Source organism: Klebsiella sp. RHBSTW-00484, assembly GCF_013705725.1.
Classification (GTDB): Bacteria; Pseudomonadota; Gammaproteobacteria; order Enterobacterales; family Enterobacteriaceae; genus Klebsiella.
Map to the genome: position 1 here is coordinate 1,266,327 of NZ_CP055481.1, position 26,995 is coordinate 1,293,321.

General features: G+C 56.9%; 29 protein-coding genes, 3 tRNA genes and 1 riboswitch. Of the genes, 22 read left to right on the forward strand and 10 right to left on the reverse strand.

Annotated elements, in window-relative coordinates; all coding sequences use genetic code 11:
- Positions 1-15: 15 nt before the first annotated feature.
- Genes pduH through pduA form a run of 7 tightly spaced genes read right to left on the reverse strand, consistent with a single transcriptional unit; the run spans position 16 to position 6,201 of the window.
- Positions 16-366 carry a propanediol dehydratase reactivase beta subunit PduH gene (pduH, locus tag HV213_RS06120; protein WP_181485040.1) on the reverse strand — a complete coding sequence of 117 codons (351 nt, stop codon included), beginning with the start codon at positions 364-366 and terminating at the stop codon, positions 16-18.
- Positions 356-2,188, reverse strand: coding sequence for a propanediol dehydratase reactivase alpha subunit PduG (gene pduG, locus HV213_RS06125; RefSeq protein ID WP_181485041.1), 1,833 nt, complete (start codon positions 2,186-2,188; stop codon positions 356-358). The genes pduH and pduG overlap by 11 nt, the downstream gene beginning before the upstream one ends.
- Before the next feature lie 15 nt (positions 2,189-2,203).
- Positions 2,204-2,725, reverse strand: a complete 522-nt coding sequence (gene pduE, locus HV213_RS06130; protein ID WP_181485042.1) for a propanediol dehydratase small subunit PduE — start codon at positions 2,723-2,725, stop codon at positions 2,204-2,206.
- 14 nt (positions 2,726-2,739) lie between these two features.
- Positions 2,740-3,414, reverse strand: coding sequence for a propanediol dehydratase medium subunit PduD (gene pduD / locus HV213_RS06135; RefSeq protein WP_181485043.1), 675 nt, complete (start codon positions 3,412-3,414; stop codon positions 2,740-2,742).
- Between the two features lie 10 nt (positions 3,415-3,424).
- Positions 3,425-5,089: a propanediol dehydratase large subunit PduC gene (gene pduC, locus HV213_RS06140; protein ID WP_112213931.1), complete on the reverse strand. Its 1,665-nt coding sequence runs from the start codon at positions 5,087-5,089 to the stop codon at positions 3,425-3,427.
- A gap of 18 nt (positions 5,090-5,107) precedes the next feature.
- Positions 5,108-5,920: a propanediol utilization microcompartment protein PduB gene (pduB, locus tag HV213_RS06145; protein ID WP_181485044.1), complete on the reverse strand. Its 813-nt coding sequence runs from the start codon at positions 5,918-5,920 to the stop codon at positions 5,108-5,110.
- Positions 5,917-6,201 carry a propanediol utilization microcompartment protein PduA gene (gene pduA, locus HV213_RS06150; protein WP_110276481.1) on the reverse strand — a complete coding sequence of 95 codons (285 nt, stop codon included), beginning with the start codon at positions 6,199-6,201 and terminating at the stop codon, positions 5,917-5,919. The genes pduB and pduA overlap by 4 nt, the downstream gene beginning before the upstream one ends.
- A 523-nt stretch (positions 6,202-6,724) precedes the next feature.
- On the opposite strand from pduA, the gene pduF reads away from it, so the two are divergent.
- The 21 genes from pduF (at position 6,725) to cobT (ending at position 25,103) form a co-directional block, all read left to right on the forward strand.
- A complete protein-coding gene (gene pduF, locus HV213_RS06155) occupies positions 6,725-7,525 on the forward strand; it encodes a propanediol diffusion facilitator PduF (RefSeq protein WP_181485045.1) in 801 nt (266 codons plus the stop codon).
- A gap of 188 nt (positions 7,526-7,713) precedes the next feature.
- A complete protein-coding gene (gene pocR, locus HV213_RS06160) occupies positions 7,714-8,625 on the forward strand; it encodes a transcriptional regulator PocR (RefSeq protein ID WP_181485046.1) in 912 nt (303 codons plus the stop codon).
- 291 nt (positions 8,626-8,916) lie between these two features.
- Positions 8,917-9,207, forward strand: a riboswitch (cobalamin riboswitch).
- A 96-nt stretch (positions 9,208-9,303) separates the two neighbouring features.
- The gene (locus HV213_RS06165) at positions 9,304-10,683 is read left to right on the forward strand and encodes a cobyrinate a,c-diamide synthase (protein WP_181485047.1); all 1,380 of its coding nucleotides are present in this window, start codon (positions 9,304-9,306) and stop codon (positions 10,681-10,683) included.
- Positions 10,680-11,639, forward strand: coding sequence for an adenosylcobinamide-phosphate synthase CbiB (gene cbiB / locus HV213_RS06170; protein ID WP_181485048.1), 960 nt, complete (start codon positions 10,680-10,682; stop codon positions 11,637-11,639). The genes HV213_RS06165 and cbiB overlap by 4 nt, the downstream gene beginning before the upstream one ends.
- A 10-nt stretch (positions 11,640-11,649) precedes the next feature.
- A complete protein-coding gene (locus HV213_RS06175) occupies positions 11,650-12,282 on the forward strand; it encodes a cobalt-precorrin-8 methylmutase (protein WP_181485049.1) in 633 nt (210 codons plus the stop codon).
- The gene (cbiD, locus tag HV213_RS06180; protein WP_181485050.1) at positions 12,279-13,418 is read left to right on the forward strand and encodes a cobalt-precorrin-5B (C(1))-methyltransferase CbiD; all 1,140 of its coding nucleotides are present in this window, start codon (positions 12,279-12,281) and stop codon (positions 13,416-13,418) included. Before HV213_RS06175 ends, cbiD begins: the two co-directional genes overlap by 4 nt.
- Entirely contained in the window at positions 13,412-14,017 is a 606-nt protein-coding gene (locus HV213_RS06185) for a cobalt-precorrin-7 (C(5))-methyltransferase (RefSeq protein WP_112213925.1), read from the forward strand. The genes cbiD and HV213_RS06185 overlap by 7 nt, the downstream gene beginning before the upstream one ends.
- Positions 14,007-14,576: a decarboxylating cobalt-precorrin-6B (C(15))-methyltransferase gene (locus HV213_RS06190; protein WP_181485051.1), complete on the forward strand. Its 570-nt coding sequence runs from the start codon at positions 14,007-14,009 to the stop codon at positions 14,574-14,576. The genes HV213_RS06185 and HV213_RS06190 overlap by 11 nt, the downstream gene beginning before the upstream one ends.
- Positions 14,569-15,342 (forward strand): cobalt-precorrin-4 methyltransferase, encoded by a 774-nt coding sequence (locus HV213_RS06195; RefSeq protein WP_105274013.1) that lies wholly within the window; start codon positions 14,569-14,571, stop codon positions 15,340-15,342. Before HV213_RS06190 ends, HV213_RS06195 begins: the two co-directional genes overlap by 8 nt.
- On the forward strand, positions 15,323-16,378 hold the full coding sequence (cbiG, locus tag HV213_RS06200) for a cobalt-precorrin 5A hydrolase (protein ID WP_181485052.1): 1,056 nt from the start codon (positions 15,323-15,325) through the stop codon (positions 16,376-16,378). Before HV213_RS06195 ends, cbiG begins: the two co-directional genes overlap by 20 nt.
- A complete protein-coding gene (locus HV213_RS06205) occupies positions 16,378-17,103 on the forward strand; it encodes a precorrin-3B C(17)-methyltransferase (RefSeq protein ID WP_181485053.1) in 726 nt (241 codons plus the stop codon). The genes cbiG and HV213_RS06205 overlap by 1 nt, the downstream gene beginning before the upstream one ends.
- Positions 17,100-17,885 carry a cobalt-precorrin-6A reductase gene (locus HV213_RS06210; protein WP_181485054.1) on the forward strand — a complete coding sequence of 262 codons (786 nt, stop codon included), beginning with the start codon at positions 17,100-17,102 and terminating at the stop codon, positions 17,883-17,885. The genes HV213_RS06205 and HV213_RS06210 overlap by 4 nt, the downstream gene beginning before the upstream one ends.
- A 10-nt stretch (positions 17,886-17,895) precedes the next feature.
- Positions 17,896-18,690, forward strand: coding sequence for a sirohydrochlorin cobaltochelatase (cbiK, locus tag HV213_RS06215; RefSeq protein WP_181485055.1), 795 nt, complete (start codon positions 17,896-17,898; stop codon positions 18,688-18,690).
- Positions 18,687-19,400 carry a cobalt-factor II C(20)-methyltransferase gene (locus HV213_RS06220; RefSeq protein WP_181485056.1) on the forward strand — a complete coding sequence of 238 codons (714 nt, stop codon included), beginning with the start codon at positions 18,687-18,689 and terminating at the stop codon, positions 19,398-19,400. The genes cbiK and HV213_RS06220 overlap by 4 nt, the downstream gene beginning before the upstream one ends.
- Positions 19,397-20,143 (forward strand): cobalt ECF transporter S component CbiM, encoded by a 747-nt coding sequence (cbiM, locus tag HV213_RS06225; protein WP_110275912.1) that lies wholly within the window; start codon positions 19,397-19,399, stop codon positions 20,141-20,143. Before HV213_RS06220 ends, cbiM begins: the two co-directional genes overlap by 4 nt.
- Position 20,144: 1 nt before the next feature.
- A complete protein-coding gene (locus HV213_RS06230; protein ID WP_181485057.1) occupies positions 20,145-20,426 on the forward strand; it encodes an energy-coupling factor ABC transporter substrate-binding protein in 282 nt (93 codons plus the stop codon).
- Positions 20,413-21,090 carry an energy-coupling factor ABC transporter transmembrane protein gene (locus HV213_RS06235; protein WP_181486343.1) on the forward strand — a complete coding sequence of 226 codons (678 nt, stop codon included), beginning with the start codon at positions 20,413-20,415 and terminating at the stop codon, positions 21,088-21,090. Before HV213_RS06230 ends, HV213_RS06235 begins: the two co-directional genes overlap by 14 nt.
- Positions 21,091-21,098: 8 nt before the next feature.
- Positions 21,099-21,914, forward strand: a complete 816-nt coding sequence (locus tag HV213_RS06240; protein WP_181485058.1) for an energy-coupling factor ABC transporter ATP-binding protein — start codon at positions 21,099-21,101, stop codon at positions 21,912-21,914.
- Positions 21,911-23,434 (forward strand): cobyric acid synthase, encoded by a 1,524-nt coding sequence (locus HV213_RS06245; protein WP_181485059.1) that lies wholly within the window; start codon positions 21,911-21,913, stop codon positions 23,432-23,434. The genes HV213_RS06240 and HV213_RS06245 overlap by 4 nt, the downstream gene beginning before the upstream one ends.
- A complete protein-coding gene (cobU, locus tag HV213_RS06250; protein ID WP_110275907.1) occupies positions 23,428-23,973 on the forward strand; it encodes a bifunctional adenosylcobinamide kinase/adenosylcobinamide-phosphate guanylyltransferase in 546 nt (181 codons plus the stop codon). The genes HV213_RS06245 and cobU overlap by 7 nt, the downstream gene beginning before the upstream one ends.
- 74 nt (positions 23,974-24,047) lie before the next feature.
- Complete coding sequence (cobT, locus tag HV213_RS06255; RefSeq protein ID WP_181485060.1) at positions 24,048-25,103, forward strand: nicotinate-nucleotide--dimethylbenzimidazole phosphoribosyltransferase; 1,056 nt, start codon at positions 24,048-24,050, stop codon at positions 25,101-25,103.
- A 97-nt stretch (positions 25,104-25,200) separates the two neighbouring features.
- Here the strand turns inward: cobT and HV213_RS06260 are convergent.
- From HV213_RS06260 to HV213_RS06270, 3 genes are all read right to left on the reverse strand, one after another.
- Positions 25,201-25,277 (reverse strand) — tRNA-Met (locus tag HV213_RS06260).
- A gap of 147 nt (positions 25,278-25,424) precedes the next feature.
- Positions 25,425-25,501: transfer RNA gene (locus HV213_RS06265), tRNA-Met, on the reverse strand.
- Between the two features lie 47 nt (positions 25,502-25,548).
- A tRNA-Met gene (locus HV213_RS06270) sits at positions 25,549-25,625 on the reverse strand.
- Positions 25,626-25,836: 211 nt separating this feature from the next.
- Here HV213_RS06270 and mltA point away from each other — a divergent pair.
- On the forward strand, positions 25,837-26,934 hold the full coding sequence (gene mltA / locus HV213_RS06275) for a murein transglycosylase A (RefSeq protein ID WP_181485061.1): 1,098 nt from the start codon (positions 25,837-25,839) through the stop codon (positions 26,932-26,934).
- Positions 26,935-26,995: the final 61 nt, after the last annotated feature.

Here is a 26,995-nt window from a genome sequence, read left to right on the forward strand (position 1 = left end):
GCCGTTCTCCTGTGTTTAAGCATGGAGATCCCTAAAAGGGATCCCTTTGACGAGCCGTGCCGCGTTGTTACCTGTGTTGCGTTGGGCTTGACTGTCCTGATGATGCATCAGCGTAAAAAGCGGCGCGGATGCGGGTAAATTCTTGTAGTGCACGACCAGCGTGCGCCGATTGCAGGCAATGCCGACCAGCAGCGGCGAGCTGCGCGCCGCCTGCCATGCGCTGTCTACGACGTCTCCAGCCGGGTGATGTTGAATCAGGAAAGGGATGCCTTCCTCTTCGATACCCAGCAGCACTTCGCCCCAGAGGCTGGCGCAGTCGTCGATAGCGGTAATGACAATTGCCGGAGTGGTGTGGTTACTGTCCATGAGCAAACTCCTTATACCAGGAGAGAATCAGGCCAGTTGCCACCGCGTTTCTTGGGCCTTCGCTGCCGCGAATATTTCCTCGCCCGGCAACCAGGCGGTAGTGCGCCAGCGCATCGGTGACCAGCTGCGGAACTTCGAAATCCAGCGACGAGCCGCCGACCAGCACCACGAACGGAATATCGCGAATGTTGCCAGTCGGGCTAACCTGACGCAGTGCGCGCAGTGCGTTGGTGACGAAGACGCGTTCTTTGGCGCTGCGGCGAATAGCGCGCACCTTTTCCAGCGCTAAATCGCCGGGAAGCGGCACCAGTCCATCGGGTTTCACCACGCAGACGCGGGCGAATACGGCAGGGGGGAGCGGCGTCGGGAAGAACTGGACGCTGCCGTCCTCGTGGCGTAAATGGAACAGGCTTTCGACCTTGGCCAGCGGGTATTTCTTAATCTCTTCCGCCAGATAGCGGTCTTCCAGCCCCAGCTCGCGGGCAATGATCATCGTGACCATATCGCCTGCACCGGCGAGGTGGGTGGCGATAATTTCGCCTTTGGGGTTGATGATTGACGCATCTGTAGAACCTGCGCCAAGGTCGAGGATCGCCAGAGGGCGGGTAGTGCCCGGAGTAGTCAATGCGCCTAAAATGGCGGCTTCGGCCTCAGCACCGCCGATTTGCACGTCGATATTGAGCTTTTGCTCGATTTCACGGGCAATCATCGCCATTTGCAGACGGTCTGATTTCACCATCGAAGCGATGCCGACGGCCTGCTCCAGCGAGAACTCCCCGGCAAGACCACCGGTGACGCTGACCGGTACCGAAGTATCAACGGCCAGCAGATCCTGAATAAAAATCTCGCTGCTGGGCTTGTTGGTCAGTTCGGCCATGGTCTGGCGCACGTGTTCCAGCATGCCGCCGATATTGGTCCCGGCCTCGCCGGTCACGTTATCGAGCTTGCTGCAACCATCGACCGCTTTCATGATGGCTTCGGCACCGGCGGCAACATCGACGCGCACGGTACGTCCTTGAGCCAGCAGTTCCAGATTACCGGCTGGTATGGCGCGCGCTTTGACGTCGCCAGAAGGCGTTTTGACCACCACCGCAGAGCGGTTGCCGATCAGCGCACGCGCCATCGGCACGATATTTTTCGTCTCATCGGCGGTGAGGTTAAATACGGTGGCGATGCCGTAAGGGTTGGAGAGGGTTTCGATAACCTTCCCCGGAACGGCGACTTCAATCGCCGCCAACATCCCCAGCGGAATGCGGTCGATGTACAGAACTTCATCGACAATCGGCAGTGGTTTTTCCAGCCGATTGCTGACCAGTACGCCATCATCGCGCTGCAAAATGACGCCGGTAATCTGGTATCCGGCGCGCATAGAGGCGTTGATGACGTTGGCGATGTCGGCAAAATCGAATGCCGATGACACCACCAGAATATAGGACGAGTCCGCCGGGCGGGTTAACAACTCCTCCGGCGTAATCGTGATACCCACACCAAGGCCTACTCCACCCGGCGTTTTCGGGTTATGGCCGATCATTGTCGATTCGGTGATGATGGTTTCGGTAATCGTCTCCATCGCCACATCGCCAATGACCGGCGTGGCTTCGTTAATGCGAATGAGCGAAATATCGCTGACATTGATCCCCGCGCGTTTTGCAACGAGGGAAAGTGCTTCCTGAATCCCGAACACGTTGCGTAACGTGCCTTTGATTCCGGTGGTTTCCGCCAGCGCACTGTGCGTAATCGTCAGTGCGTCTGTCCCATCAAGCGTCGCCAGCGCGATTTCCGTTGATGAGTTACCAATGTCAATGCCAGCTATATATCGCATTGCCTACTCCTAAAGTTAATCGTCGCCTTTGAGTTTTTTACGCTCGACGTACAGCGTTGCCGCTTCACGAACAAAAGCTGCGCAAATTTTTGCCTGATAGCGGTTTTCGAGATCGTCAGCCATTGCTATCAGCTCTTCTTTGGTGGAACGATACGGACGAAGGGCGTTGTAGATTTCAAGAATGCGATCGTCCGGTACAGCGGTCAGTTCGGCGGCGCGTTCAAAGTTCATCGCCAGCCGGTCGCGGCCTGCATCTTTGGCGATAGACGCCTGTAAACGCAGGGTTTCCGGAGTGATACGCATATCCTGAGCGGTGACTTTATTGCTCAGCACGTTTTCCAGCGTGAAGTCATCCAGCGTTTTGTTGGTGGCGGTTTTCACCCACTCTGGATGCTTATTCGCCAGCGGATAGTCGCTGACTTTTGCGCTACGGGCTGTGTCGCTAGCAGCAGGAGCCGCCGCTGGCGCATCGCCCTGCAGGCTGTTCATGCGGCTCAACACATCCCGAACCATCGATTCAATTGCGTCGGTATTCATGGAGTTATCCTTTATCAAAGCGCCACGCGCAGTTCCTGCGGGTTTTTGCCCGTCACGACGTATTTGGTCTCTTTAATGTGCAAAATGGCCGACTTCGCCTGGTATTTTGGGCGTGCCATCTGGTCATTAAGCGTAGGGACCGGTTGCGGCGATTCGCGCTTCGCATAGCGGGCGGCGTTTTTACCAATCTGCCGATAGGTTTCCAGCGTCAGCAGCGGTGCCTGCGGGAACAGCTCAAGGTTGGAGAGCGGCGGCAGTCCCTGCTGATGGATAACCGTGGTGCCCTTCGACTGGATGCCGATGGAGATACCGGAGCCGCTCAGGCGGTTGCCTTCAACGGCGACAAACGCCACGTCGGAGGATTTAAAGCAGCGAATCACGCGCGCTTTGACGCCTTCTTCTTCAATACCGGCAATGACTTCGCGCAAAATGCTCTTATGCGATAAGCCGACGATATTGACGGTCTGCGCCAGGCCAAATGCCGGGCCGACGGCGATAATCACTTCGTCCTGCTGAGTGCCCTGGCGAGCTTCGCCCACTTCGGTCAGAAAGCCGTCGCCCGCAGGCGCAGCGGTCTGTGGTGCTGTGGATGCCGCTGGCGCATTAAACGAGACGGGTTTATCGCTGCCCTTCATATCGCGGAGCACGTCTTCAATTATCTGGCGCAGCAATTTTTCATTAATTTCCATTTCTCACCCCTTAATCAATCTCGTTGGGATCAAGAGCGCCAGGGATGTTTTTAATCTCTTCCCAGCGTTCTCCCTGCAGGCGATAACCCGTTGCCGGACCGGCATAGTCATTGACGTCATTAACCGCAGAGAGCACCTGTCCGTCGCCGACGATAATGGCGGAGGTGTGCAAATAGTCCCCGGTCAGCTTGGCTTTCTGGATGTTGAGCATGTCCTGCGCAACATCGGTAAACCCGCCCTGAGCCAGCGCTTTCACCACTTCCAGGCCGTTACGGTTTTTGCTGATGATTTCCTGTGCGAACTTGATATCTTCAACGATGTTACGTTCCGGCATATCTTTCGAACCGTGGGCGTAGGTCGCGGCTTCGACTTCTTCGTCGGTAATCGGCGGCAGGCCCATTCCGGCAAACACGGCCTGCAGGGCGCGAGCAGCTTTGTTACGAATAGCGATAACGTCTTCCTCGCGAACCGGACGCAGACCGCCGTCCACTTTCAGGTCGCGCTGGATAACGTTGTAATCGTCAAAATCTTCCGCATCTTCGTTGGAACCGGCGAACATGTTGTCGTAGTTCGGCACCGCGGAATAACCGGAGGAGATAAAGTCAGTACCCGGCAGGAACTGCATCAGCAGGCGTGCGGTACGACGCATATCGGAGTGGGTGAAGGTCTGGTCATTACTGGAGGCGCATTCCAGATCCAGCGATGAGCAAATCAGGTTTTCTGCCAGCACTGCGCGAATGCCTGATGGCACGGCTGATGGCACACCGATGCAGCTTACAGAGCCGTTTTGCAGACCCTGAACGCCAGCGGCTTTGGTGATATAGATGCAGCGCGCTTCCAGATAAAGCATCGATTTACCTTCGGCGTAGCCCATCTGTACTTCAGAGCCAGAACCGGAGGTGAAGCGCATTTTCAGGCCGCGAGAGGCGTAGGACGAGGCCAGGAAGCCCTTCGACCACGGAGTATCGTCACCGTCGGTAAACACCGGTTCAGTACCGTACACGGAAATGGTTTCCGCATAGCAGGTGTGGCCTAACATGCCGAGCTTCAGCTCGGTGGCTTCTTCCAGTGAACACTGGGTTAATACGCCCGGACGACCTACCTGTGAACCTACCAGCAGCGCGATGGCGTTGAACGGGGCATAACGCGCTACCGCAACGGTCGTCTCTTGCTCATCAAACCCGCGCCATGCGCCTTCGGCGGCGTCGGCGGCAATTTGCACCGGGTTATCTTTGACGTTGGTGACGTGCGCCTGTTGAGAAGGGGTACGGCGTGCGCGCATTTTCTGCATCGACATCATCATTTCGACGACGTTCATATGCGAAACCACTTCGACAATTTTCGCCGGGGTCATGGCGGTGGTCAGGGGGACGATGTCGCTGCGTTTTACGTTAGGATCGCACAGCATGTTCGCCAGCTTGACCGAATCCATCGCCATCACTTCTTCTGCACGATTCAGGTTAATACCGTAGCGGGCAATAAAGTGGTCGATCAGGTCAAATTCGCTAACCGGTTTCCCGTCCAGCTCGGTCACCGCGCCGTTTACGATTTTAATCGACGGTTTCGGGTCGTTCGGGCTTTCCATCGCGATAAAGCCTTCTTCGATCCACTCTTTAACGAAGCCGTCCTGATTCACAGGGCGTTTCGCGAGTGCTTCAAATCTTTTCGATCTCATGAATCAGCCTCGTGGGGTTTAGATGTAGGACGGGCGATCGTTTTTCGGTTCAGAACCGAGGGTCGCAAGGACGGTTTTGCCAATTTCGCGCGCGGAGGTGACCGCCTGACGGACTGCGCCGGAGTCGCCAGAAATCACCAAAATGGCTTCGTTACTGAAGCTGGTGCCGTGTGCCGGTGAGCTGTAAGCGACCACTTCCACGTTGGCTGATTTCAGAGCGGTATCGGCCATTAACACACCGACGGAAGCCGGAGCGCCGACGATGATGCCGCAGGCACGGCCAATTGGCGCACCGAAGGCTTTTTCAAGGGCGTAGCTGGCGCGTGCGGTGTATTGCAGCTCGATATGCCCGGCTTCGTTGGCGTAAACATCGCCGAAGGTGCGGTCGAGTTCTTTCAGCGCGACTTCGATACCGCGCTTAACGTCAGAAACGTCGTTGCCGCCTAAAATAATCAGCGAACCGTGACCTGCTCCGCCTTTGGTATCGCGGGGAAGTTCGATGCTGACCACTTCGGTGTTAGTGGCTTTCACCGCTTCGTCCGCCGCCATAATGTGCGGACCTGCGCCGGTACGGGCGCCAAGAATGCCGATGGAGCGATAGCGCTTTTCAAGCTTCATCGCGTCCAGCAGGGCGGTATCAACGTTAGCGATAACCAGACCCAGGGTGTCGCCAATGGCGGTCCCGACAAATTCCGTTAAACTGCAGCTTTTTTCTGCCATAGCCGTCTCTCGTATAGGATGGGGGTGAGTAGGGGTGGCCTGCTGTTCCGGCGTTGCCACTCGGGCAATCACCTGCGCCATGATCTGTTCAACCAGCTCATTGCTGCTCATTGGCTAATTCCCTTCGGTAAGATTTTTTCTACATCGGAGTGAGGGCGTGGGATGACGTGTACGGCTTTCACTTCACCCACATTGCGTGCGGCGGCGGAACCAGCATCGGTTGCCGCTTTAACCGCACCGACATCACCGCGGACGATGACGGTTACCAGCCCGGAGCCAATCTTTTCATAGCCCACTAACATCACATTGGCCGATTTAACCATTGCATCAGCGGCCTCTATGGCTGCGGTTAAGCCTTTGGTTTCTACCATTCCTAGTGCTTCTTGTTGCATAAAGACCTCGCATGGAGTGTTCCGATAGTTGGGACTATAAGAAGATGCGAGGAAAAAGAATGGCTGACTTGAATTTGATGATGAAAAAATAGTGAGCTATCAATAATATAAAATTGCTATTTTATAATCTAATATATTGATTTGTATCATTTTATTTATTTGTTTTGATGTGATTATTTTGTTTTGTATATTCCATATTTACAAATTTGTTTATGACGATTTTAATTTTATCTGCTATGCGAAAAAAACGATTTGTGATGCTTGTTGGAAAACAGTGAGTTGGTTATAGCAATAATTTTGCATGTTTGATGGGGCGGTTAATTGCGAAAGCCGCGCGTGTGCTATGCCGCCATCCATTATTTAATAGCAATAATTTGTTATCCATGCCCGAATTTTCCGGGGTAGCCATCAGCAGGTTGCCAACAATTTGCAGGCAGGAATTCATTATAGTGTGCCCGTTGTACTCTACTGCCAGCAGGATGTTGGCTGGTCAGGACACGAAATCTGCTAAGAAGGTGTCACAATGAATGATTCGCTAAAAGCGCAATGTACCGCCGAGTTTTTGGGCACCGGGCTGTTTTTGTTTTTCGGCATCGGTTGCCTGAGCGCAGTGAAGGTGGCGGGAGCAAGCCTCGGATTGTGGGAGATTTGCATCATATGGGGATTGGGGATCTCTCTCGCTGTCTATCTGACCTCAGGAATATCCGGTGGCCATCTCAACCCTGCTGTTACCGTCGCGTTGTGGTTATTTGCTTGTTTTCCGGGACGAAAAGTTTTTCCTTACATCATTGCACAGGTCGCAGGCGCCTTTGGCGGAGCTGTGCTGGCCTACGTGCTTTACAGCACAATGTTTACCGAGTTTGAAGCCACACACCATATCGTGCGCGGTAGCGTAGAGAGCCTGCAACTGGCAAGCATCTTTAGTACCTATCCGGCGGCATCGCTGAGCATCTGGCATGCGGCGCTGGTCGAAGTGGTGATTACCTCCATGCTGATGGGGATGATTATGGCACTGACTGACGACGGTAACGGTGTGCCAAAAGGGCCTCTGGCTCCGCTGTTGATTGGTCTGCTGGTCGCGGTTATTGGCGCATCCACCGGGCCACTTACCGGGTTCGCGATGAATCCGGCACGTGATTTTGGGCCGAAACTGTTTACGTGGATAGCGGGCTGGGGTGATATCGCGATAACCGGCGGACGGGATATTCCGTACTTTATCGTGCCGATTATCGCACCGTTAATCGGAGCCTGTTTGGGTGCGGCTATCTATCGTTATCTGATTGGTAATAACCTACCGTGTAATACCTGTAAGTTAGAGGATTAATTCATAAGCTGAATTAGAAAAATGTTTTCATGAACCGGTATCACGAAGTCGCCCAAAATGTCTCCCACGGATGGGAGACTTTTGCTATCGTATTATTCTTTTATCGTTGCCGGTGGATGATGATGAAAGGGCGTAAATATTAATAAAATGTTTTATTTATAACAAAAAATTAACTGAGAGGTTTTATCATGATTTCTGCGAGTACACTGAACTCAGAACTCATCAATAAAATCGCACAGGATTTTGCACAAGCCACCAGTCTGGCGGTTGTGGTTGTCAATATTCACGGTGATGAAATTTCTGAACTGTTTAATTTCACTCCTTTCTGCCAGCTTATGCGGCAACACCCCCAGCATAGCACCCGCTGTCGAATGAGCGACCGCTGCGGAGGCCTGGAAGCCTCAAAAACCGATCAGCTCTGTATCTACCGCTGTCATGCCGGGTTAACCGACTTTTCCATCCCTCTGGTTATTGCCGGGCACCTTGTGGGCTTTGTGCTATGCGGGCAGGTGCGCTTAAGTAACGATGTTGAACTGGTTGACATTTTGAACGTCGACGACCGCTGGCAGACCGATCCTGATTTGGTCAAAGCGTTCCGCGACGTACCGGAGATGGACTACTCACGCGTTATTGCTTCCGCCGATTTATTGAAGCTAATAGTAGAAAACTGTCTTAAAAAACAGCTCAATTTTGTGGTGATTAAAGACAATCCGCAGCAGCCTGAACCCGCGCGCGCCAGCCGGGCCGTCAGCCCCCATGACAGTAAAATGAAGAAGGCGCTGCGCTATATCGATGCCCATTTGTCTGATGAGCTTCGTCTGGAAGACGTTGCGGCCCATGTTTATCTCAGCCCGTACTACTTCAGTAAGCTGTTCAAGAAATATCAGGGGATTGGCTTTAACGCGTGGGTTAACCATCAGCGGATGGTGAGCGCCAAAGAGCTGCTGTGCCACAGCGACTGGAGTATTGCCAGCATTGCCCGGAATTTAGGATTTTCTCAAACCAGCTATTTTTGCAAAGTTTTTCGCCAGGCCTATCAGGTGACTCCGCAGGCTTATCGCCAGCAAATTAATGCCAGATCACAAACTGAACCATTTTAAATGACAATATTTTGTTATTGCCGATTTTTGATATGCCCCCGTATCTACCTCATTATAAAATGAAAAACTCTCATCCAGAGCAATAAATTGTCATAGCGCAACAAATTAATAATGAGAGAGCGCTAAGCTGCACCAGTTTTTATTTATTTGATGGGATAGAGTGTTACCAGAAATTGCTTTCAGATCGCCGCAGGCGTAATGAAACTACCTTTGCAATTAAAAACCAAAGACGATGGAAGCCATCCAGCTTCCACAAAATGTTCCAGGAATAATTCGAGCGAGGATTAATCCAGCTCGAGAAAACCGACAGGTGCCAGGGAAGGGGGTGTAAATCCCCCGCAGCCCCCGCTGCTGTGATGCTGACGAACCCATATATACGCTAAATAATTCGCGTTGTAGGAAGGCGGCAAACGAGTAAATCCCCAGGAGCTTACACTGGTAAGTGACTGGGGTGAACAAGTGAAGCCAACGCACATACAACGTGAAGTATGACGGGTATGACCACTGATCCGATTACTGGATTGGGAAGGATGGGGAAGGACGACGCTAAGCCAGAAGACCTGCCTGTCGGTGACTACCAACAACTTCGGTGGGAAGTGGGTTGCTCAGATGCGTACAGTCGAAGGACTGGGTTTGCGCGCACCTCTACAGCCCTACCACCCTGAACAGGATCAGGGTATGGCAGCCAGGCAGCACGCATTTATTCTCGCAGGGACCGGCAGCGGTTGTGGCAAAACCACCGTTACGCTCGGTCTGCTCAGCCTGCTGAAACAGCGCGGCATGCGGGTTCAGCCCTGTAAAGTCGGCCCTGATTATCTCGATACCGGCTGGCATACCGCCGTCAGCGGCGTCGCCTCCCGCAACCTCGACAGTTTCATGCTCCCGGAACCGGTTCTCAATGCACTGTTTTGTGAACAGATGCAGCAGGCGGACATCGCGGTGATTGAAGGCGTCATGGGGCTTTATGACGGCTACGGCACCGACCCGAATTATTGCAGCACCGCCGCGATGGCCAAACAGCTCGGCTGCCCGGTGATTTTACTGGTCGATGGCAAAGCGGTATCCACCTCCATTGCCGCTACGGTGATGGGATTTCAGCACTTCGATCCCAGTCTGAATATCGCAGGCGTTATCGTCAATCGCGTTAACAGCGAATCCCACTATCAGCTACTGAAAAGCGCTATTGAACGCTACTGCGCGCTGCCAGTTCTCGGCTACGTGCCGCGAGTGGAAGGCGTGGCCTTGCCCGAACGCCATCTGGGGCTGGTGACCGCCCGTGAATCGCTGGTGAACCAGCAGCCGTGGCGCGATTTTGCCCAAACGCTGGCGCAAACTCTGGATATTGAACAACTTCTTACCCTCAGCCAGCTTACTGCTTTACCCACCGGGGAGTGGCCTGCGCTACCGTCGCCTGATGCCGGAGCAGGTTTGACTCTGGCGCTGGCTGACGACGAAGCCTTCAACTTTTACTACCCGGATAACCTCAACCTGCTTGAACGCTGCGGGGTGAATATTGTGCGTTTTAGCCCGCTGCATGATAGCGAACTCCCACCGTGCCAGATGATCTGGCTTGGCGGCGGGTATCCGGAAATTCATGCCGCCGGACTGGCGGCAAATACCGCTATGCTGGCGCAGTTGCGGGATGCGCATCGGCGTGGGGTGGCTATCTACGCCGAATGCGGTGGGCTGATGTATCTCGGCAGCACCCTTGAAGACGCCGGCGGCGAAATTTACCCGATGGCCAATCTTATTCCCGGCCACAGCAAGATGGGCAAACGGCTCACCCGCTTTGGCTACTGCGAAGCGAGGGCGATGCGGCAAACGCTGCTGGCAGCACCCGGCGAAACCCTACGCGGGCACGAGTTTCACTACTCAGATTTCATCCCGGAAAACCCGGCGGTGCTGGCCTGCCGTAAAGTGCGCGACGGCCTGACGCTTCAGCAGTGGTCGGGGGGCTGGCAGGTGGGCAACACTTTCGCCAGCTACCTGCATCTGCATTTCGCCCAGCGTCCGGCAATGCTCAACCACTGGCTGGCTGCGGCAAGGAGCGCCCAATGACGCTGCTGGCCTGGGGCGTGGCCTGGATCCTCGATTTTATCATTGGCGACCCGCAGAGCTGGCCGCATCCGGTGCGCTGGATAGGCAACCTGATCTCCGCCGTTCAGCGCAGCGTGCGCCGCTATTGTCACAGCGACTTTGCTTTACGCATCGGTGGCGGGGTGATGTGGGTCATCGTGGTCGGCCTCACGTGGGGTATCTCCTGGGGTGTGCTGACGCTGGCGCAGATGATTCATCCGTGGCTTGGCTGGGTGCTTGAGGTGTGGATGATCTTCACCGTGCTGGCCGGACGCTGTCTGGAGCAGTCGGCGCGGGATGTTGAGCAACCGCTGCGCGCGGGCGATCTGGCTGAAAGCCGCGTCAAGCTGTCGTGGATTGTCGGGCGCGACACCTCGCAACTTGAGCCGCAGCAGATTAACCGTGCGGTGGTGGAAACGGTGGCGGAAAACGCCGTTGACGGCATTATCGCGCCGCTCTTCTTTCTGCTGCTGGGCGGTGCGCCGCTGGCGATGGCTTACAAAGCGGTCAATACCCTCGACTCGATGGTCGGTTACAAACATGAAAAATACCGCGCCATCGGCATGGTTAGCGCCCGCCTTGATGATGTTGCCAACTTTATTCCTGCTCGTCTGAGCTGGCTGCTTATCAGCCTGGCCGCTTTCCTCTGCCGTGAAGCGGGCGACCGCGCGCTGCGTATTGGCTGGCGCGATCGCTACAACCACAGCAGCCCGAACTGCGCCTGGTCAGAGGCGGCGGTTGCCGGGGCGCTCGGCATTCAGCTCGGCGGCCCCAATGATTACTTTGGTCAGCGCGTGGAGAAGCCGTGGATTGGCGACGCGACGCGCGACATTGCCGTAGACGATATTTCCCGAACTATTCGACTGATGTGGGTAGCCTCGACCCTGGCACTGGCGCTGTTTATGGCGACGCGGTACTGGCTGGTTGGCGTGGCCTGAGGACAAATAAATGCACTATATCCAGCAACCACAGGCGATTGAGGCGAAAAGCTTCGACATTATTGGCGACATTATTGCAGAAACTCGCCCGGACTACCGCTTTGCCAGCCCGCTGCATGAAGCCATTATCAAACGGGTGATCCACACCACCGCCGATTTTGACTGGCTGGATATTCTGTGGTTTTCAGCCGATGTTCTTGAGCGCCTCAGCGCTGCCCTGAGCCAGCCCTGCACCCTGTATACCGATACCACCATGGCGCTCTCCGGGATTAATAAAACCCTGCTGGCTAAATCCGGTGGCGAGTGCCGCTGCTATATCAGCGATCCGCGCGTAGTGGCTGAGGCGAAAGCGCAGGGGATGACCCGCTCGATGGCGGCGGTTGACATCGCGGTTGCCGAAGAGGGCGAGAAGGTGTTTGTTTTCGGCAATGCCCCCACCGCGCTGTTTCGTCTGCTTGAGCATGATGTCGCGGTGAACGGCGTGATTGGCGTGCCGGTTGGTTTCGTCGGCGCGGCGGAATCGAAAGAGGCCCTGACGCAAAGCAACCTGCCAGCCATTGCCGCTCTGGGTCGCAAAGGCGGTAGCAACGTCGCCGCGGCTATCGTCAACGCCATTTTGTATCACCAGCAGGGGGCGCGATGAGCGAGCAATCCTTTGATGACCCGGTGTGGCACAACGGCAAGGCATTGCGTAAAGGCTATACCACCGGCTCCTGCGCGACGGCGGCGGCAAAAGTCGCGGCGCTGATGGTGATGCGTCAGCATCTGATTCATCAGGTCTCGATTATTACCCCGTCCGGTGTAACGCTATGTCTTAACGTCGAGTCGCCGCACGTCGAAGGACAACAGGCGATTGCCGCGATTCGAAAAGATGGCGGCGACGATGTTGATGCCACCCACGGGATGATGATTTTTGCTCGTGTGACCCTTGATGACTCCGGCGACATCACCCTGCGCGGCGGTGAAGGCGTCGGCACCGTGACGCGCAAAGGGATTGGCCTGCCCATCGGCAGTCCGGCAATTAACCGTACTCCGCGCCACACGATTGAGTCAGCGGTGCGTGAAGCGATTGGTCCATCGCGGGGGGCGGCGGTAGAAATTTTCGCACCGGAAGGCGAGGAGCGGGCGCAGAAAACCTACAACTCGCGGCTCGGTATTTTAGGCGGCATCTCAATTATCGGCACCACCGGGATCGTCACGCCGATGTCGGAGGAGAGCTGGAAGCGTTCGCTTTCGCTGGAGCTGGAGATCAAACGCGCGGCGGGGCTGGATCGCGTGGTGTTGGTGCCGGGTAACCACGGCGAGCGCTTTGTTCGCGAGCAGATGGGGATCGATTCTCAGGTGGTGGTCACCATGAGCAACTTTGTCGGCTACATGATTGAAGAGGCCGTGCGCCTCGGGTTCCGCCAGATTGTTCTGATCGGCCATCCCGGCAAGCTGATTAAAATTGCCGCCGGTATTTTTCACACCCACAGCCATATTGCCGATGCGCGGATGGAAACGCTCGTCGCGCACCTGGCGCTGCTCGGCGCGCCGCTGGCGCTGCTGCGGCTGGTCAGCGAATGCGATACCACTGAAGCGGCGATGGAACATATCGACGCGTACGGTTTTCAGCATATCTACGACCATCTTGCCGAGCGCATCTGCCTGCGGGTGATGCAGATGCTGCGCTTTACCAAAACGCCGCCCACCTGCGACGCCATCATGTTCTCCTTTGATAACAAGGTCCTCGGCAGCAATCGCCCGGTCAAAGAGATCGCTCGGGAGATGTCATGTTAACGGTTGTCGGCATGGGGCCGTCGGGCCTGCATCTGATGACGCCCGCGGCGCGTGAGGCGGTGGCGACGGCAGATGCTTTGGTCGGCGGCAAGCGGCATCTATTGCAGTTCCCTGAATTTCACGGCGAGCAGTTTGCGCTGGGCGCCAATATTGCCGAGCTGCTGGAATGGCTCGAAGAGCGTGAAGCGCAGCAAGTGGTGGTGCTGGCCTCCGGCGACCCGCTGTTTTACGGCATCGGCACGCGGCTGATTGCCCACTTTGGCATCGAACGCGTGCGCATTATCCCCGGTATCAGCGCGGTGCAATACCTGTGCGCCCGTGCCGGAATCGACATGAACGATATCTGGTTGACCAGCAGCCACGGGCGAGAGGTCTCTTTCGATGAGCTGGCTCGCCACAGCAAAGTGGCGATGGTGACCGACGGACGCTGCGGGCCGCGTGAAATCGCCGCCCAGCTAGCAGCGCGAGGGAAAGGGTATCGCTGGATGGTGATTGGCGAAAATCTGGCGATGGAAAATGAGCGCATTCACTGGCTGCCGGTTAGTGAGGTCGACGCTGAATATGAAATGAACGCGGTGGTGATCCTCGATGAAAGATGAGCTTTTTCTGCGCGGCGAGAAAGTGCCGATGACCAAAGAAGCGGTTCGCGCGCTGGCGCTGGCCAAACTTGAACTGCACCGGGCAAGCCACCTGATTGATATCGGCGCCGGTACCGGCAGCGTGTCGATTGAGGCGGCGTTGCAATATCCCTCGCTACAGGTGACGGCGGTCGAACGTAATCCCGCAGCCCTGCGGCTGCTTGATGAAAATCGCCAGCACTTCGCCTGCGGCAACATTGAGATCCTGCCTGGCGAAGCGCCGATGGTGATTACCGAACGGGCCGATGCCATTTTTATGGGCGGCAGCGGCGGCCATCTTGGGGAACTGATTGACTGGTCCTGGCAGCAGCTCTATCCCGGCGGCCGTCTGGTGATGACCTTTATTCTGCAAGAGAACCTGAACGCCGCCCTCGACTACCTGCAACAACGGGGGATCGAGCAGGTCGATTGCCTCCAGCTTAACGTTTCGTCGCTGACTACGCTTGGCAGCGGCCACTATTTCAAACCGAATAATCCCGTTTTTGTTATCGCCTGTCAGAAGGAAGAAAACCATGGCTGAGACATTTGACCCCCGTAGTGTGTGGTTCGTTGGCGCAGGGCCGGGCGACCGTGAGCTGATTACCCTCAAGGGTTACCGCTTGTTGCAGCAGGCCCAGGTGGTGATCTACGCCGGTTCGCTGATAAACACCGAATTACTGGAGTATTGCCCGGCAGGAGCTGAGTGCCACGACAGCGCCGAACTGCATCTGGAGCAAATTCTCGACCTGATGGAAGCGGGCGTAAAAGCCGGGAAAACGGTGGTGCGTCTACAGACCGGAGACGTCTCGCTGTACGGTTCGGTACGCGAGCAGGGTGAAGAGCTGACTAAACGCGGTATCGACTGGCAGGTGGTACCGGGAGTCAGCGCGTTTTTGGGCGCGGCGGCGGAGCTGGGCGTTGAGTACACCGTGCCGGAAGTCTCTCAGAGCCTGATTATTACCCGTCTTGAAGGGCGCACGCCGGTGCCAGAGCGCGAACAGCTTGAGTCGTTTGCCAGCCACCAGACCTCGATGGCGATTTATCTCTCGGTACAGCGCATTCACCGGGTGGCGGAACGCCTGATTGAAGGCGGCTACCCGGCAACCACGCCGGTAGCGGTTATCTATAAAGCGACCTGGCCGGAAAGCCAGACCGTGCGCGGCACGTTGGCCGATATCGGCGACAAGGTCCGCGATGCAGGGATCCGTAAAACGGCGCTCATTCTGGTCGGGAATTTCCTTGGGGACGAGTATCACTACTCAAAACTCTACGCGGCGGACTTTAGCCATGAATACCGTAAAGCCTGAATCTATCGCTCTTTTCTGCCTGACCCCAGGCGGTGTCTTGCTGGCGAAAAGGTTGGCGGCAATGCTGCCGTTAACCTGCTTTACCAGCGAGAAGCTGTTGGAGGAGGGGTTTCTGCCCTTTGAAAACGGCTTCGCCAACGCTGCGCGCGAGGCCTTCAGCAGCTACTCGGCGCTGATTTTCATCGGCGCGACCGGTATCGCGGTGCGCGTGCTGGCGCCGCTGGTTAATGACAAGTTCAGCGATCCGGCGGTGGTGGTGATCGATGAACGCGGGCAGCACGTCATCAGCCTGCTCTCCGGTCACGCGGGTGGGGCTAATGCCCTAAGCCGCTATCTGGCGGGAATGCTCGGTGCAGACCCGGTGATCACCACCGCCACCGACGTTAACGATATGGCGGCCCTCGATACCCTGGCATTCCAGCTTAACGCGCGGATGACCGACTTCCGCGCGGCGGTGAAAACCATCAACCAGATGCTGGTTAGCCATCAGCGCGTCGGCCTGTGGTGGGATGAAGAGCTGGATGAAGACGTCAATCACTGCGACCGGCGTGGGTTTATTACCGTCTCTGACCTGAATCAGCTTCCCGAACTGGATGCGCTTATCTGTATCACCTTGCGCAACGAGCTGCCGGAGATCGCCGTGCCGCACTGGAAGCTAGTGCCGCAGCGCGTCGTTGCGGGCATCGGCTGTCGTCGCGATACGCCGTTCCCGCTGTTAGCGGCGCTGCTGGCGCGTCAACTTGAGGCGCAGCGGCTCGATCCTCTGGCGCTGAAAGCTATCGGTAGCGTTACGTTGAAAAAACACGAGCAGGGGCTTATCCAACTGGCCTCCTGCTGCCGCGTGCCGTTTGAAACCTTTACCGCTGACGCGCTGCGTGAGCATGAACACCACTTCCCTTCGTCCTCGTTTGTTCGCCAAACGGTGGGGGTTGGAAGCGTATCGGGTCCGGCGGCGTGGCTGCTGAGCCATGGGCAACTTTTAGGCGAAACCCTGCGCGAGCAGGGCGTCACAATTACTTTGGGAGTTTCACACTGATGTTAAGCGTAATCGGGATTGGCCCTGGCTCACAGTCAATGATGACTATGGAAGCGATTGAGGCGTTACAGGCGGCGGAAATCGTCGTGGGTTATAAAACCTACACCCACCTGGTGAAAGCCTTTACCGGTGATAAGCAGGTGATCAAAACCGGGATGTGCAAAGAGATTGAACGCTGCCAGGCGGCGATTGAGCTGGCGCAGGCCGGGCATAATGTGGCGCTGATTAGCAGCGGCGACGCCGGTATTTACGGCATGGCGGGGCTGGTGCTGGAGTTGGTGAGCAAGCAGAAACTCGACGTAGAAGTTCGCCTTATTCCCGGGATGACCGCCAGTATCGCCGCCGCCTCGCTGCTGGGCGCGCCGCTGATGCACGACTTCTGTCATATCAGCCTCAGCGACCTGCTGACCCCGTGGCCGGTGATTGAAAAACGCATTATCGCTGCCGGAGAAGCCGATTTTGTTATTTGTTTTTACAACCCACGCAGCCGCGGCCGCGAAGGGCATCTGGCACGTGCCTTTGAACTGCTGTCTGCCAGCAAAAGCGCACAAACGCCGGTGGGCATCGTGAAGTCCGCCGGACGCAAGAAACAGGAAAAATGGCTGACCACCCTGGGGGAGATGGATTTTGAACCCGTCGATATGACCAGCCTGGTGATCGTAGGCAATAAAGCGACCTATATACAGGATGGCCTGATGATCACTCCGCGAGGCTATGTGCTGTGAGCTACGGCGAGGTGCTGGTCATGGGCGGAACCAGCGACGCGCGGGCGCTATGCCAACAGCTGGACGCGGCGCAGGTCAAATACACCCTGTCGGTGGCGACGCCGACTGGCCAGCAGTTGGCAGGCGATATTCAGGGGCAGGTGCGCTGCGGGCGGCTTGAGCCGGAAGAGATGGTTGCCTGGCTAAAGGACAATCGTACCCGCTGGGTTATTGACGCTTCGCACCCCTACGCCGAAGTGGTGAGTCGTAACATCATCCGCGCCTGTGAAACCGCTAGCGTGTTGCTCAGCCGCTATCAGCGCCCGGAACAGCTTAGCGACCTGACGCATCCACAGCTTTATACCGTGCAGAGCATCGAAGAAGCCTGCGATGTGGCGCGGGGCTTTGGTCAGCGCGTGCTGCTCACCACGGGAAGCAAAGATCTGGCGCGCTGGCGGGCAGGATTAGGTGAAAAAACGCTGCTGGCTCGCGTACTGCCCGTTCCCGATGTTATCGCGCAGTGCGCTGAGCTTGGCTTTGGCGTCGGCGAGATCTTCGCGCTATGCGGGCCGTTCAGCGCCGAGTTTAACGCTGCTTTTTACCGCCAGTGCCGCGCCGATGTGGTGATCACCAAGGCCTCCGGCGCGGAAGGCGGTTATCAGGAAAAAGTACAACCCTGTCTCGATGCCGGTATCCCCTGCATCGTGATTACGCGTCCGGCACCGCTGGTGACGGGTGAAGAGTTACTGGAAAGTCAGGCTGCCTTTGCCCAACGCTTAGCGCGCTGGCTGGCCGCTGCTTAAGGAGTCAGAAATGAAAAAAGCGCTTCTGGTGATCAGTTTTGGCACCAGCTATCCCGACACCTGTGAAAAGAACATTGTCGCCTGCGAGCGTGAGCTGGCGGCCAGCTGTCCTGACCGCGACACGTTTCGCGCCTTTACCTCGGGGATGATTATTCGCAAGCTCAAGCAGCGTGATGGTATCGAGATTGATACGCCGTTGCAGGCTTTGCAGAAGCTCGCCGAACAGGGCTATCAGGATGTGGTGATTCAATCGCTGCACATCATTAACGGCGATGAATACGAAAAGATCGTTCGCGAAGTGCAAAGCATGCGCCCGCTATTCGCCCGCTTAACGCTGGGCGCGCCGCTGCTGAGCAGCCATGACGATTATGTTCAACTGATGCACGCACTGCGTCAGCAAATGCCGCCGCTTGCTGAGAAAGAAACGGTGGTCTTTATGGGGCACGGTGCCAGTCATCACGCCTTCGCCGCCTACGCCTGTCTGGACCATATGATGACCGCCCAGCGCTTTCCGGCGCGGGTGGGGGCAGTCGAAAGTTATCCGGAAGTCGATATTCTTATCGACAGCCTGCGCCAGCAGGAGGTTACCGGCGTTCACCTGATGCCGTTGATGCTGGTGGCGGGCGATCATGCCATCAACGATATGGCCTCCGATGAAGAGGACTCCTGGAAAACGTTGTTCAACGCCGCCGGTATTCCGGCGACGCCGTGGCTTAGCGGGCTGGGGGAAAACCCGGCGGTGCGCGCGATGTTTGTCGCCCATCTACAGCAGGCGCTGAATCTGGCAATGGAGGAAGCAGCATGAGCGGCAAACTGTATGCCCTGAGCACCGGACCGGGCGCGTCCGACCTGATTACCGTTCGCGCGGCGCGCATTCTTGGCAAGCTGGACATTCTCTACGCCCCAGCCGGACGTAAAGGCGGCGACAGCCTGGCGCTCTCCATCGTGCGTGAATATATCGGCGAACAGACCGAAGTACGCTGCTGCCATTTTCCGATGAGCGCTGACAGTGCGGAAAAAGAGGCGGTCTGGGACGAAGTTGCCGCCGCGCTGGTGCACGAAGTGGAGGCGGGTAAACAGGTCGGGTTTATTACCCTAGGTGACGCCATGCTGTTCAGCACCTGGGTGTTCTTACTCCAGCGTATCGGCTGTGCGGACTGGCTGGAGATTGTTCCTGGCGTCACCTCTTTCGCCGCCATTGCCGCGCGTTCAAAAACGCCGCTGGCTATGGAGCAACAGTCGCTGGCGGTGGTCTCCTGCACCGCGCCGGAAGCGGAAATTGAACAGGCGCTGCGCCAGCATGAAAGCCTGGTACTGATGAAAGTGTATGGCCGTTTCCCCCGCATTAAAGCGCTGCTGGAGAAAAACGGCCTGCTCGATGCCGCGCTGATGATGTCCGAGGCCACGCTGCCCGGCGAACAGTGCTGGCGTCATCTGAATGACGTGAGCGACGAACAGCCGCTGCCCTATTTTTCGACCATCCTGGTGAATAAACAGTGGGAGTATGCAGAATGAAACTTGAACAACAGCTAAAACAGCTGTCTTTCAGCGGGTTAGCTGCGGCGCTATTGCTGATAGTGGTTCCCGAAAAGGCCTTCGCGATGCACATCATGGAGGGATTTTTACCACCGATGTGGGCCCTGGCATGGTGGCTGCTGTTTCTGCCTTGCCTGTGGTACGGGCTGGTGCGCCTGCGCCGTATCGTGCAGGAAGATAACAATCAGAAGGTACTGCTGGCGCTGTGCGGAGCGTTTATTTTTGTCCTCTCGGCGCTGAAGATACCATCGGTAACCGGCAGCTGTTCGCACCCGACCGGCGTCGGCCTGGCGGTCATTCTGTTCGGGCCGGGCGTGGTGGCGATCCTCGGCGCTATCGTGCTGCTGTTCCAGGCGCTGTTGCTGGCGCATGGCGGGCTGACAACGCTCGGCGCTAACGGCATGTCGATGGCGGTGATTGGGCCGGTGGTCGGCTATATGGTATGGAAAATGGCCTGCCGGGCGGGGATTCGCCGCGACGTCGGGGTCTTTCTCTGCGCGATGCTGGCGGATCTGGTGACCTACTTTGTCACCTCCGTGCAGCTTGGCGTGGCCTTCCCGGATCCGACGGCGGGCGCAACCGGCTCGATCGTCAAATTTATGGGGATCTTCTGCCTGACGCAGATCCCGATCGCCATCGCTGAAGGGTTGTTAACCGTCATGATCTACGACCAGTTGACCAAACGCCAGCTGATCACCGCACAGACCGCACAGGGGCATTAACATGAAAAAGACGCTGATATTGTTATCGATGGTGGTGGCGCTGGTGATCCTACCGTTCTTTATCGATCACGGGGGTGAATTTGGCGGTTCGGACGGCGAGGCGGAGAGCCAGATTCAGGTGGTTGCACCGCACTATGAGCCATGGTTCCAGCCGCTGTACGAACCGGCGAGCGGAGAAATTGAGAGTCTGCTGTTCACGTTACAGGGCTCCCTTGGCGCGGCGGTGATTTTCTATATTTTGGGCTACAGCAAAGGCAGACAACGCCGTGATGACCGGGTTTGACAGACTAAGCTATCAAAGCCGCTGGTTTCACGTCGCGCCAGAGCGCAAGTTTCTGTTCTGGCTGCTGCTGATGGTGCTGGCCTTTACCCTGCCCCCGCTGGGGCAGGGTATTGAAATGGTGCTGATTGCCGCCTTGACCTGCTGGCTGCTGCGGGTTTCGCCGTGGCGCTGGTGCCGCTGGATGGCGCTGCCGTTCGGCTTCCTGTTGATCGGCGTGGTGACTATTCTGTTTAGCATCAGCCGCGATCCGCATGCTCTGCTGGTGAGCGTTCCGCTGGGAAGCTACTGGCTGGGCATCACCTCAGCGGGGCTGAACACCGCTAATGAGACCTTCTGGCGCAGCCTGGCGGCGCTGGCGTCAACCTTCTGGCTGGTGCTGAACCTGCCGTTCCCGCAGCTGATTTTGCTGCTTAAGCGCGGTCGGGTACCACGACTGTTGACCGAGCAAATCCTGCTGACCTGGCGCTTTATTTTTATTCTCTTAGACGAAGCGCTGGCGATTCACCGTGCGCAAACTTTGCGTTTTGGCTACCGTAGCGTGCCGAAAGGCTATCGCTCGCTGGCGATGCTGGTGGGGTTGCTGTTTACCCGCGTGATGATCCGCTACCAACAAATGAGCACCACGCTGGATATCAAACTGTACCAGGGTGATTTTCACCTCTAAGGATAAGTATGCTTGCCACGACCGATCTCTGGTTTCGCTATCAGGATGAGCCGGTGCTGAAGGGGCTGACTCTGGATTTTTCTCACCACTCCGTGACCGGGCTGGTGGGGGCAAACGGCTGCGGAAAATCCACGCTTTTTATGAACCTGAGCGGCCTGCTGCGCCCGCAAAAAGGGGCGGTGTTGTGGCAAGGGAAGCCGCTGGATTATGGCAAGCGCGGCCTGCTGGCGCTGCGTCAACAGGTGGCGACCGTATTTCAGGATCCGGATCAGCAGATCTTTTATACCGATATCGATAGCGATATCGCCTTTAGCCTGCGTAACCTGGGCGTCGCGGAAGATGAAATCGCCCGTCGGGTGGACGATGCGCTGACCCTGGTTGATGCGCAGTCTTTTCGCCAGCAGCCGATTCAGTGTCTGAGCCACGGGCAGAAAAAACGCGTGGCGATCGCCGGAGCGCTGGTGCTGCAGGCACGCTATTTGCTGCTTGATGAACCCACGGCGGGCCTCGATCCCTCCGGGCGCGCGCAGATGATCGACATCATTAAGCGCATTGTCGATCAAGGCAACCACGTGGTGATCTCCAGCCACGATATCGATCTGATTTATGAAGTCAGCGATGCGGTTTACGTTTTGCGCCGTGGCGAAGTGCTTGCACACGGCGAACCCGGAGAGGTGTTTGCCCGCAGCGAGTTAATGACGCAGGCCGGATTGACCCAGCCGTGGCTGGTGAAACTGCATGCGCAGCTGGGACTGCCGTTGTGCAAAACCGAAGGCGAGTTTTTTGAGCGGATGCGAAATCATGCAATGAAGGAGGCGTCATGACGCTGGCAATTATGTTACTGGGCACTGCTTCTGACGTCGGTAAAAGCGTGCTGGTGGCGGGGCTGTGCCGTATTTTTTATCAGGACGGGCAGCGTACCGCGCCGTTTAAATCGCAGAATATGGCGCTCAATTCCGGTATCACACCGGATGGCAAAGAGATGGGTCGTGCGCAGATTTTCCAGGCTGAAGCTGCGGGCATTGCCCCGGATGTGCGTATGAACCCGGTGCTGCTCAAGCCGACCAGCGACCGCAAAGCCCAGGTGGTGCTGATGGGCAAGGTGGCGACCGATATGGACGCGGTGAGCTATCACGAATACAAGCCGCGCCTGCGCGAGCAGATCCTTTCGGTCTATAACAGCCTGGCCGCGGAGCATGATGTGCTGGTGCTGGAAGGGGCGGGCAGCCCGGCGGAGATCAACCTGCGCGACCGCGACATCGTCAATATGGGTATGGCCGAGATGGCGCAGTGTCCGGTGATCCTCGTGGCGGATATCGATCGCGGCGGCGTCTTTGCCTCCATTTACGGCACCCTCGCGCTGCTGCACGACCACGAACGTGCGCGGGTTAAAGGCGTCATTATTAATAAATTTCGCGGCGACGTGACGCTGCTTTACTCGGGTATCGAGCAGATAGAAGCACTGACCAACGTCCCGGTGCTCGGCGTGATGCCGTGGCTGGATGTCGATCTCGAAGACGAAGACGGCGTGGCGCTGCAAAAGGGAAAATACCTGCGTACCGACAAGCGCGATATTGAGATTGCTGTGGTCCAGGTACCGCATATTTCCAACTTTACCGACTTCAACGCGCTGGCGGCGCAGCCGGACGTTCGCGTGCGCTATGTTCGTTACCCGCAGGAGCTGGCGGGCGCGGATATGGTGATCCTGCCGGGTAGCAAAAATACGCTCGGCGATCTGCTCTGGCTGCGCGAAAGCGGGATGGCGCATGCGGTGCTGCAGGCCCGGCGTCAGGGCGTGCCGGTGCTGGGGATTTGCGGCGGCTACCAGATGCTCGGCGAAACCATTATTGATGAGGTGGAATCGGGACTTGGCACCCAGCCCGGGCTAGGGTTACTCAATACCGTGACCCACTTCGCACAGCACAAAACCACCACTCAGGTCACGGCGACACTGGCTCCGGTGCTGCCAGAGTGGCTGGCGGCAACGGCAGGGCTTGCCGTACGCGGCTATGAAATTCATATGGGCGAGACCGAGCTGCACGACGGCTGCCGTTCGCTGATGCAATTACATAAGAACGGGCTGAGCGTGGCGGACGGCGCGGTGAGCGACGATGGTCTGGCGTTTGGTACCTATCTTCACGGCTTGTTTGATAGCGATGAATTCACTCGCGCGCTGGTTAACGGCCTGCGCCAGCGTAAAGGTCTGGCGGCGCTCGATAGTGACTTCCAGTATGCGCAGTACAAATCCCAGCAGTTCGATCTACTGGCCGACGCGATGCGCCAGAATATTGATATCGAAAAAATCTACGCCATCATGCGCCAGCATCAGGAGCCTGTATGCTGACTTTAGTTACTGGTGGCGCGCGCAGCGGCAAAAGCCGTCACGCCGAAGCGCTGATCGCCCACTCGCCGCAGGTGCTGTACATCGCCACTTCACAGATTTTTGATGATGAGATGGCGGCGCGGATCCAACACCACCGCGACGGCAGGCCCGCGCACTGGCGCACGGCCGAGCGCTGGCAGCAGCTTGATGAGCTGATAACGCCGGATAACCATCCCGAAGAAGCGATCTTGTTGGAGTGTATTACCACCATGGTCACCAATTTGCTGTTTGCGCTGGGCGGCGACAGTTCGCCGGACGGCTGGGATTACGCGGCGATGGAGCGGGCTATTGACGCCGAAATCGCCGTGCTGATTGCCGCCTGTCAGCGCTGCCCGGCTCACGTGGTGCTGGTAACCAACGAGGTGGGGATGGGGATCGTGCCGGAAAACCGTCTGGCCCGCCATTTCCGCGATATTGCCGGGCGAGTCAACCAGCGCCTTGCGGCGGCGGCGGATGAGGTCTGGCTGGTGGTGTCGGGCATCGGCGTAAAAATCAAATAAACCAGGCGCTCCGTACCGGGAGTTATTCTTCCTGCTGGCTCTGCCATGAGCCAGCCAACATGACGAGAATCTCTATGCACAGCTTAACCTCTCTACTGGGCGCGATCCCTGCGCTTGATGAAAATGCAATGGCGCGCGCGCAACTCCATATTGATGGCCTGCTTAAGCCGCCGGGAAGCCTTGGACGCCTTGAAGACCTGGCCGTACAGCTCGCGGGAATGCCCGGTCTTGAAGGCGTGCCGCAGGTGAAAAAGAAGGCGCTGCTGGTGATGTGCGCCGACCACGGCGTTTGGGATGAAGGGGTGGCGATTTCGCCCAAAGTGGTGACCGCAATTCAGGCGGCCAATATGACGCTGGGCAAGACCGGCGTTTGCGTGCTGGCGGCGCAGGCAGGGGCGGAAATGCATGTGATTGACGTCGGGATTGATGCCGAGCTGATTCCTGGCGTTATCAATATGCGCGTGGCGCGTGGTTGCGGAAATATCGCCGTCGGCCCGGCAATGAGCCGTGGTCAGGCCGAAGAGCTGCTGCTGGAGGTGATTCGCTATACCCGTGGGCTGGCGGAAGATGGCGTCACGCTGTTTGGCGTTGGTGAGTTGGGGATGGCGAATACTACCCCGGCGGCGGCGATCGTCAGCGTTCTGACCGGTAGCGATGCGCAAGAGGTGGTGGGGATTGGCGCGAATTTACCGCTGACCAAAGTCGGTAACAAAGTGGAAGTGGTACGTCGAGCTATCGCCGTTAACCAGCCTGACGCGAATGATGGTCTGGACGTGCTGGCGAAAGTGGGCGGTTTTGATTTATTGGGGATGGCGGGCGTGATGCTGGGCGCGGCTTCCTGTGGATTGCCGGTACTACTCGATGGCTTCCTGTCTTACGCGGCGGCGCTGGCGGCGTGCCGAATTGCGCCGGAAGTGAAACCCTACCTGATACCGTCGCACTATTCGGCAGAGAAGGGCGCACGCACGGCACTGATGCACCTGGAGCTGGATCCGTATCTCAATATGGGCATGCGTCTGGGGGAAGGCAGCGGCGCGGCGCTGGCTATGCCAATCGTCGAAGCGGCCTGTGCGATGTACCACGATATGGGCATGCTGGCGGCGAGCAATATTGTTTTGCCAAAAGGCTGAGGAGATTTGCGGGGACGGTGCTAAGCCGTTCCCGTGAAAGGTCTGGGGTTTGCGGAACGCAGAAACAAAAAAACACCCTTGAGGGTGTTTATGATGTTGGTTGCGGGGGCCGGATTTGAACCGACGACCTTCGGGTTATGAGCCCGACGAGCTACCAGGCTGCTCCACCCCGCGTCCGTCTTTCTACGTCGTATTTCAAACCACATGTACGTTGGCTTTCCTCGTTCACCTCAGTCACTTACTTATGTAAGCTCCTAAGGATTCACTGCGTCGCCGCCTTCCTGTGATTCGAACTACTCGTATAAATAATCAGATTTTAATTGGTTGCGGGGGCCGGATTTGAACCGACGACCTTCGGGTTATGAGCCCGACGAGCTACCAGGCTGCTCCACCCCGCGTCCGTCATTACTCTTCCATCGAGTAACGTTACTTCTCTGATTTTAATTGGTTGCGGGGGCCAGATTTGAACTGACGACCTTCGGGTTATGAGCCCGACGAGCTACCAGGCTGCTCCACCCCGCGTCCGTGGAAGCGCACTATACTCTGCTAACGTTTTGATGCAACCCTTTTTCATAGAAATCGTCAATTTTGTAAGAATTGATGCATATGGAAGCATTGTTAGTCTGTTTTTTGCGCAAAACTGTCTTTGCCGTGCCTAAGCGCATTTCATTAGCCCTGGGGGTTTGTTATCTTCATCACGCACCCGGGCTTAGTTGCATAAAGAAGAGATACCATGAAAGGACGTTGGGCAAAATACGCAGTAACAGGGGCAATGCTGGCAATGCTGGCCGCCTGTTCCTCAAAACCGACCGATCGCGGTCAGCAGTATAATGAAGGCAAACTCACCCAGCCGTTTTCATTGGTTAACCAACCTGATGCGGTCGGCTCACCGATTAACGCTGGTGACTTCTCCGAGCAGGTGAGCAAAATCCGTAGCGCCTCGCCGCGTCTCTATAACAGTCAGAGCAACGTCTACAACGCGTTGCAGGATTGGCTGCGCTCCGGCGGTGATACCCGCACGCTGAGCCAGTTTGGTATCGACGCCTGGCAGATGCAGGGGACGGACAACTACGGTAACGTCCAGTTTACTGGCTACTACACGCCGGTGGTGCAGGCGCGCCATACTCGCCAGGGCGAGTTCCAGTATCCGATTTACCGTATGCCGCCCAAGCGCGGTAAGCTGCCGTCCCGCGCCAGCATTTACGCGGGCGCTCTGAGCGACAACTACATCCTCGCCTACAGCAACTCGCTGATGGACAACTTTATAATGGACGTGCAGGGCAGCGGCTATATTGATTTTGGCGACGGTTCGCCGCTGAACTTCTTTAGCTATGCCGGGAAAAACGGCTGGTCCTATTACAGCATCGGTAAGGTGCTTATCGATCGCGGCGAAGTGAAGCGTGAAGATATGTCGATGCAGGCGATCCGCGAATGGGGTGAAAAGCACAGCGAGGCGGAAGTTCGTGAACTGCTGGAGCAGAACCCGTCGTTCGTCTTCTTTAAGCCGCAGTCTTTCGCACCGGTGAAAGGCGCCAGCGCGGTGCCGCTGATTGGCCGTGCATCGGTCGCCTCCGATCGTTCGATTATTCCACCGGGCACCACGCTGCTGGCGGAAGTGCCGCTGCTGGATAATAACGGTAAGTTTAACGGCCAGTACGAGCTGCGCTTAATGGTTGCCCTGGACGTTGGCGGTGCGATTAAGGGCCAGCACTTTGATATTTACCAGGGCATTGGGGCTGATGCCGGGCATCGTGCCGGTTGGTATAACCACTATGGTCGCGTATGGGTGCTGAAAAACGCGCCGGGCGCTGGCAACGTCTTTAGCGGTTAACGCGCACCTGACCGATATTTTGTAGCCCGGGTAAGGCGCTTGCGCCGCGACCCGGGAATTC

Coding starts and splice junctions, on each gene's coding strand:
- pduH (WP_181485040.1), bottom strand. CDS start 366: ATGGACAGTAACCACACCACTCCGGCAATTGTCATTACCGCTATCGAC.
- pduG (WP_181485041.1), bottom strand. CDS start 2,188: ATGCGATATATAGCTGGCATTGACATTGGTAACTCATCAACGGAAATC.
- pduE (WP_181485042.1), bottom strand. CDS start 2,725: ATGAATACCGACGCAATTGAATCGATGGTTCGGGATGTGTTGAGCCGC.
- pduD (WP_181485043.1), bottom strand. CDS start 3,414: ATGGAAATTAATGAAAAATTGCTGCGCCAGATAATTGAAGACGTGCTC.
- pduC (WP_112213931.1), bottom strand. CDS start 5,089: ATGAGATCGAAAAGATTTGAAGCACTCGCGAAACGCCCTGTGAATCAG.
- pduB (WP_181485044.1), bottom strand. CDS start 5,920: ATGAGCAGCAATGAGCTGGTTGAACAGATCATGGCGCAGGTGATTGCC.
- pduA (WP_110276481.1), bottom strand. CDS start 6,201: ATGCAACAAGAAGCACTAGGAATGGTAGAAACCAAAGGCTTAACCGCA.
- pduF (WP_181485045.1), top strand. CDS start 6,725: ATGAATGATTCGCTAAAAGCGCAATGTACCGCCGAGTTTTTGGGCACC.
- pocR (WP_181485046.1), top strand. CDS start 7,714: ATGATTTCTGCGAGTACACTGAACTCAGAACTCATCAATAAAATCGCA.
- HV213_RS06165 (WP_181485047.1), top strand. CDS start 9,304: ATGGCAGCCAGGCAGCACGCATTTATTCTCGCAGGGACCGGCAGCGGT.
- cbiB (WP_181485048.1), top strand. CDS start 10,680: ATGACGCTGCTGGCCTGGGGCGTGGCCTGGATCCTCGATTTTATCATT.
- HV213_RS06175 (WP_181485049.1), top strand. CDS start 11,650: ATGCACTATATCCAGCAACCACAGGCGATTGAGGCGAAAAGCTTCGAC.
- cbiD (WP_181485050.1), top strand. CDS start 12,279: ATGAGCGAGCAATCCTTTGATGACCCGGTGTGGCACAACGGCAAGGCA.
- HV213_RS06185 (WP_112213925.1), top strand. CDS start 13,412: ATGTTAACGGTTGTCGGCATGGGGCCGTCGGGCCTGCATCTGATGACG.
- HV213_RS06190 (WP_181485051.1), top strand. CDS start 14,007: ATGAAAGATGAGCTTTTTCTGCGCGGCGAGAAAGTGCCGATGACCAAA.
- HV213_RS06195 (WP_105274013.1), top strand. CDS start 14,569: ATGGCTGAGACATTTGACCCCCGTAGTGTGTGGTTCGTTGGCGCAGGG.
- cbiG (WP_181485052.1), top strand. CDS start 15,323: ATGAATACCGTAAAGCCTGAATCTATCGCTCTTTTCTGCCTGACCCCA.
- HV213_RS06205 (WP_181485053.1), top strand. CDS start 16,378: ATGTTAAGCGTAATCGGGATTGGCCCTGGCTCACAGTCAATGATGACT.
- cbiK (WP_181485055.1), top strand. CDS start 17,896: ATGAAAAAAGCGCTTCTGGTGATCAGTTTTGGCACCAGCTATCCCGAC.
- HV213_RS06220 (WP_181485056.1), top strand. CDS start 18,687: ATGAGCGGCAAACTGTATGCCCTGAGCACCGGACCGGGCGCGTCCGAC.
- cbiM (WP_110275912.1), top strand. CDS start 19,397: ATGAAACTTGAACAACAGCTAAAACAGCTGTCTTTCAGCGGGTTAGCT.
- HV213_RS06230 (WP_181485057.1), top strand. CDS start 20,145: ATGAAAAAGACGCTGATATTGTTATCGATGGTGGTGGCGCTGGTGATC.
- HV213_RS06235 (WP_181486343.1), top strand. CDS start 20,413: ATGACCGGGTTTGACAGACTAAGCTATCAAAGCCGCTGGTTTCACGTC.
- HV213_RS06240 (WP_181485058.1), top strand. CDS start 21,099: ATGCTTGCCACGACCGATCTCTGGTTTCGCTATCAGGATGAGCCGGTG.
- HV213_RS06245 (WP_181485059.1), top strand. CDS start 21,911: ATGACGCTGGCAATTATGTTACTGGGCACTGCTTCTGACGTCGGTAAA.
- cobU (WP_110275907.1), top strand. CDS start 23,428: ATGCTGACTTTAGTTACTGGTGGCGCGCGCAGCGGCAAAAGCCGTCAC.
- cobT (WP_181485060.1), top strand. CDS start 24,048: ATGCACAGCTTAACCTCTCTACTGGGCGCGATCCCTGCGCTTGATGAA.
- mltA (WP_181485061.1), top strand. CDS start 25,837: ATGAAAGGACGTTGGGCAAAATACGCAGTAACAGGGGCAATGCTGGCA.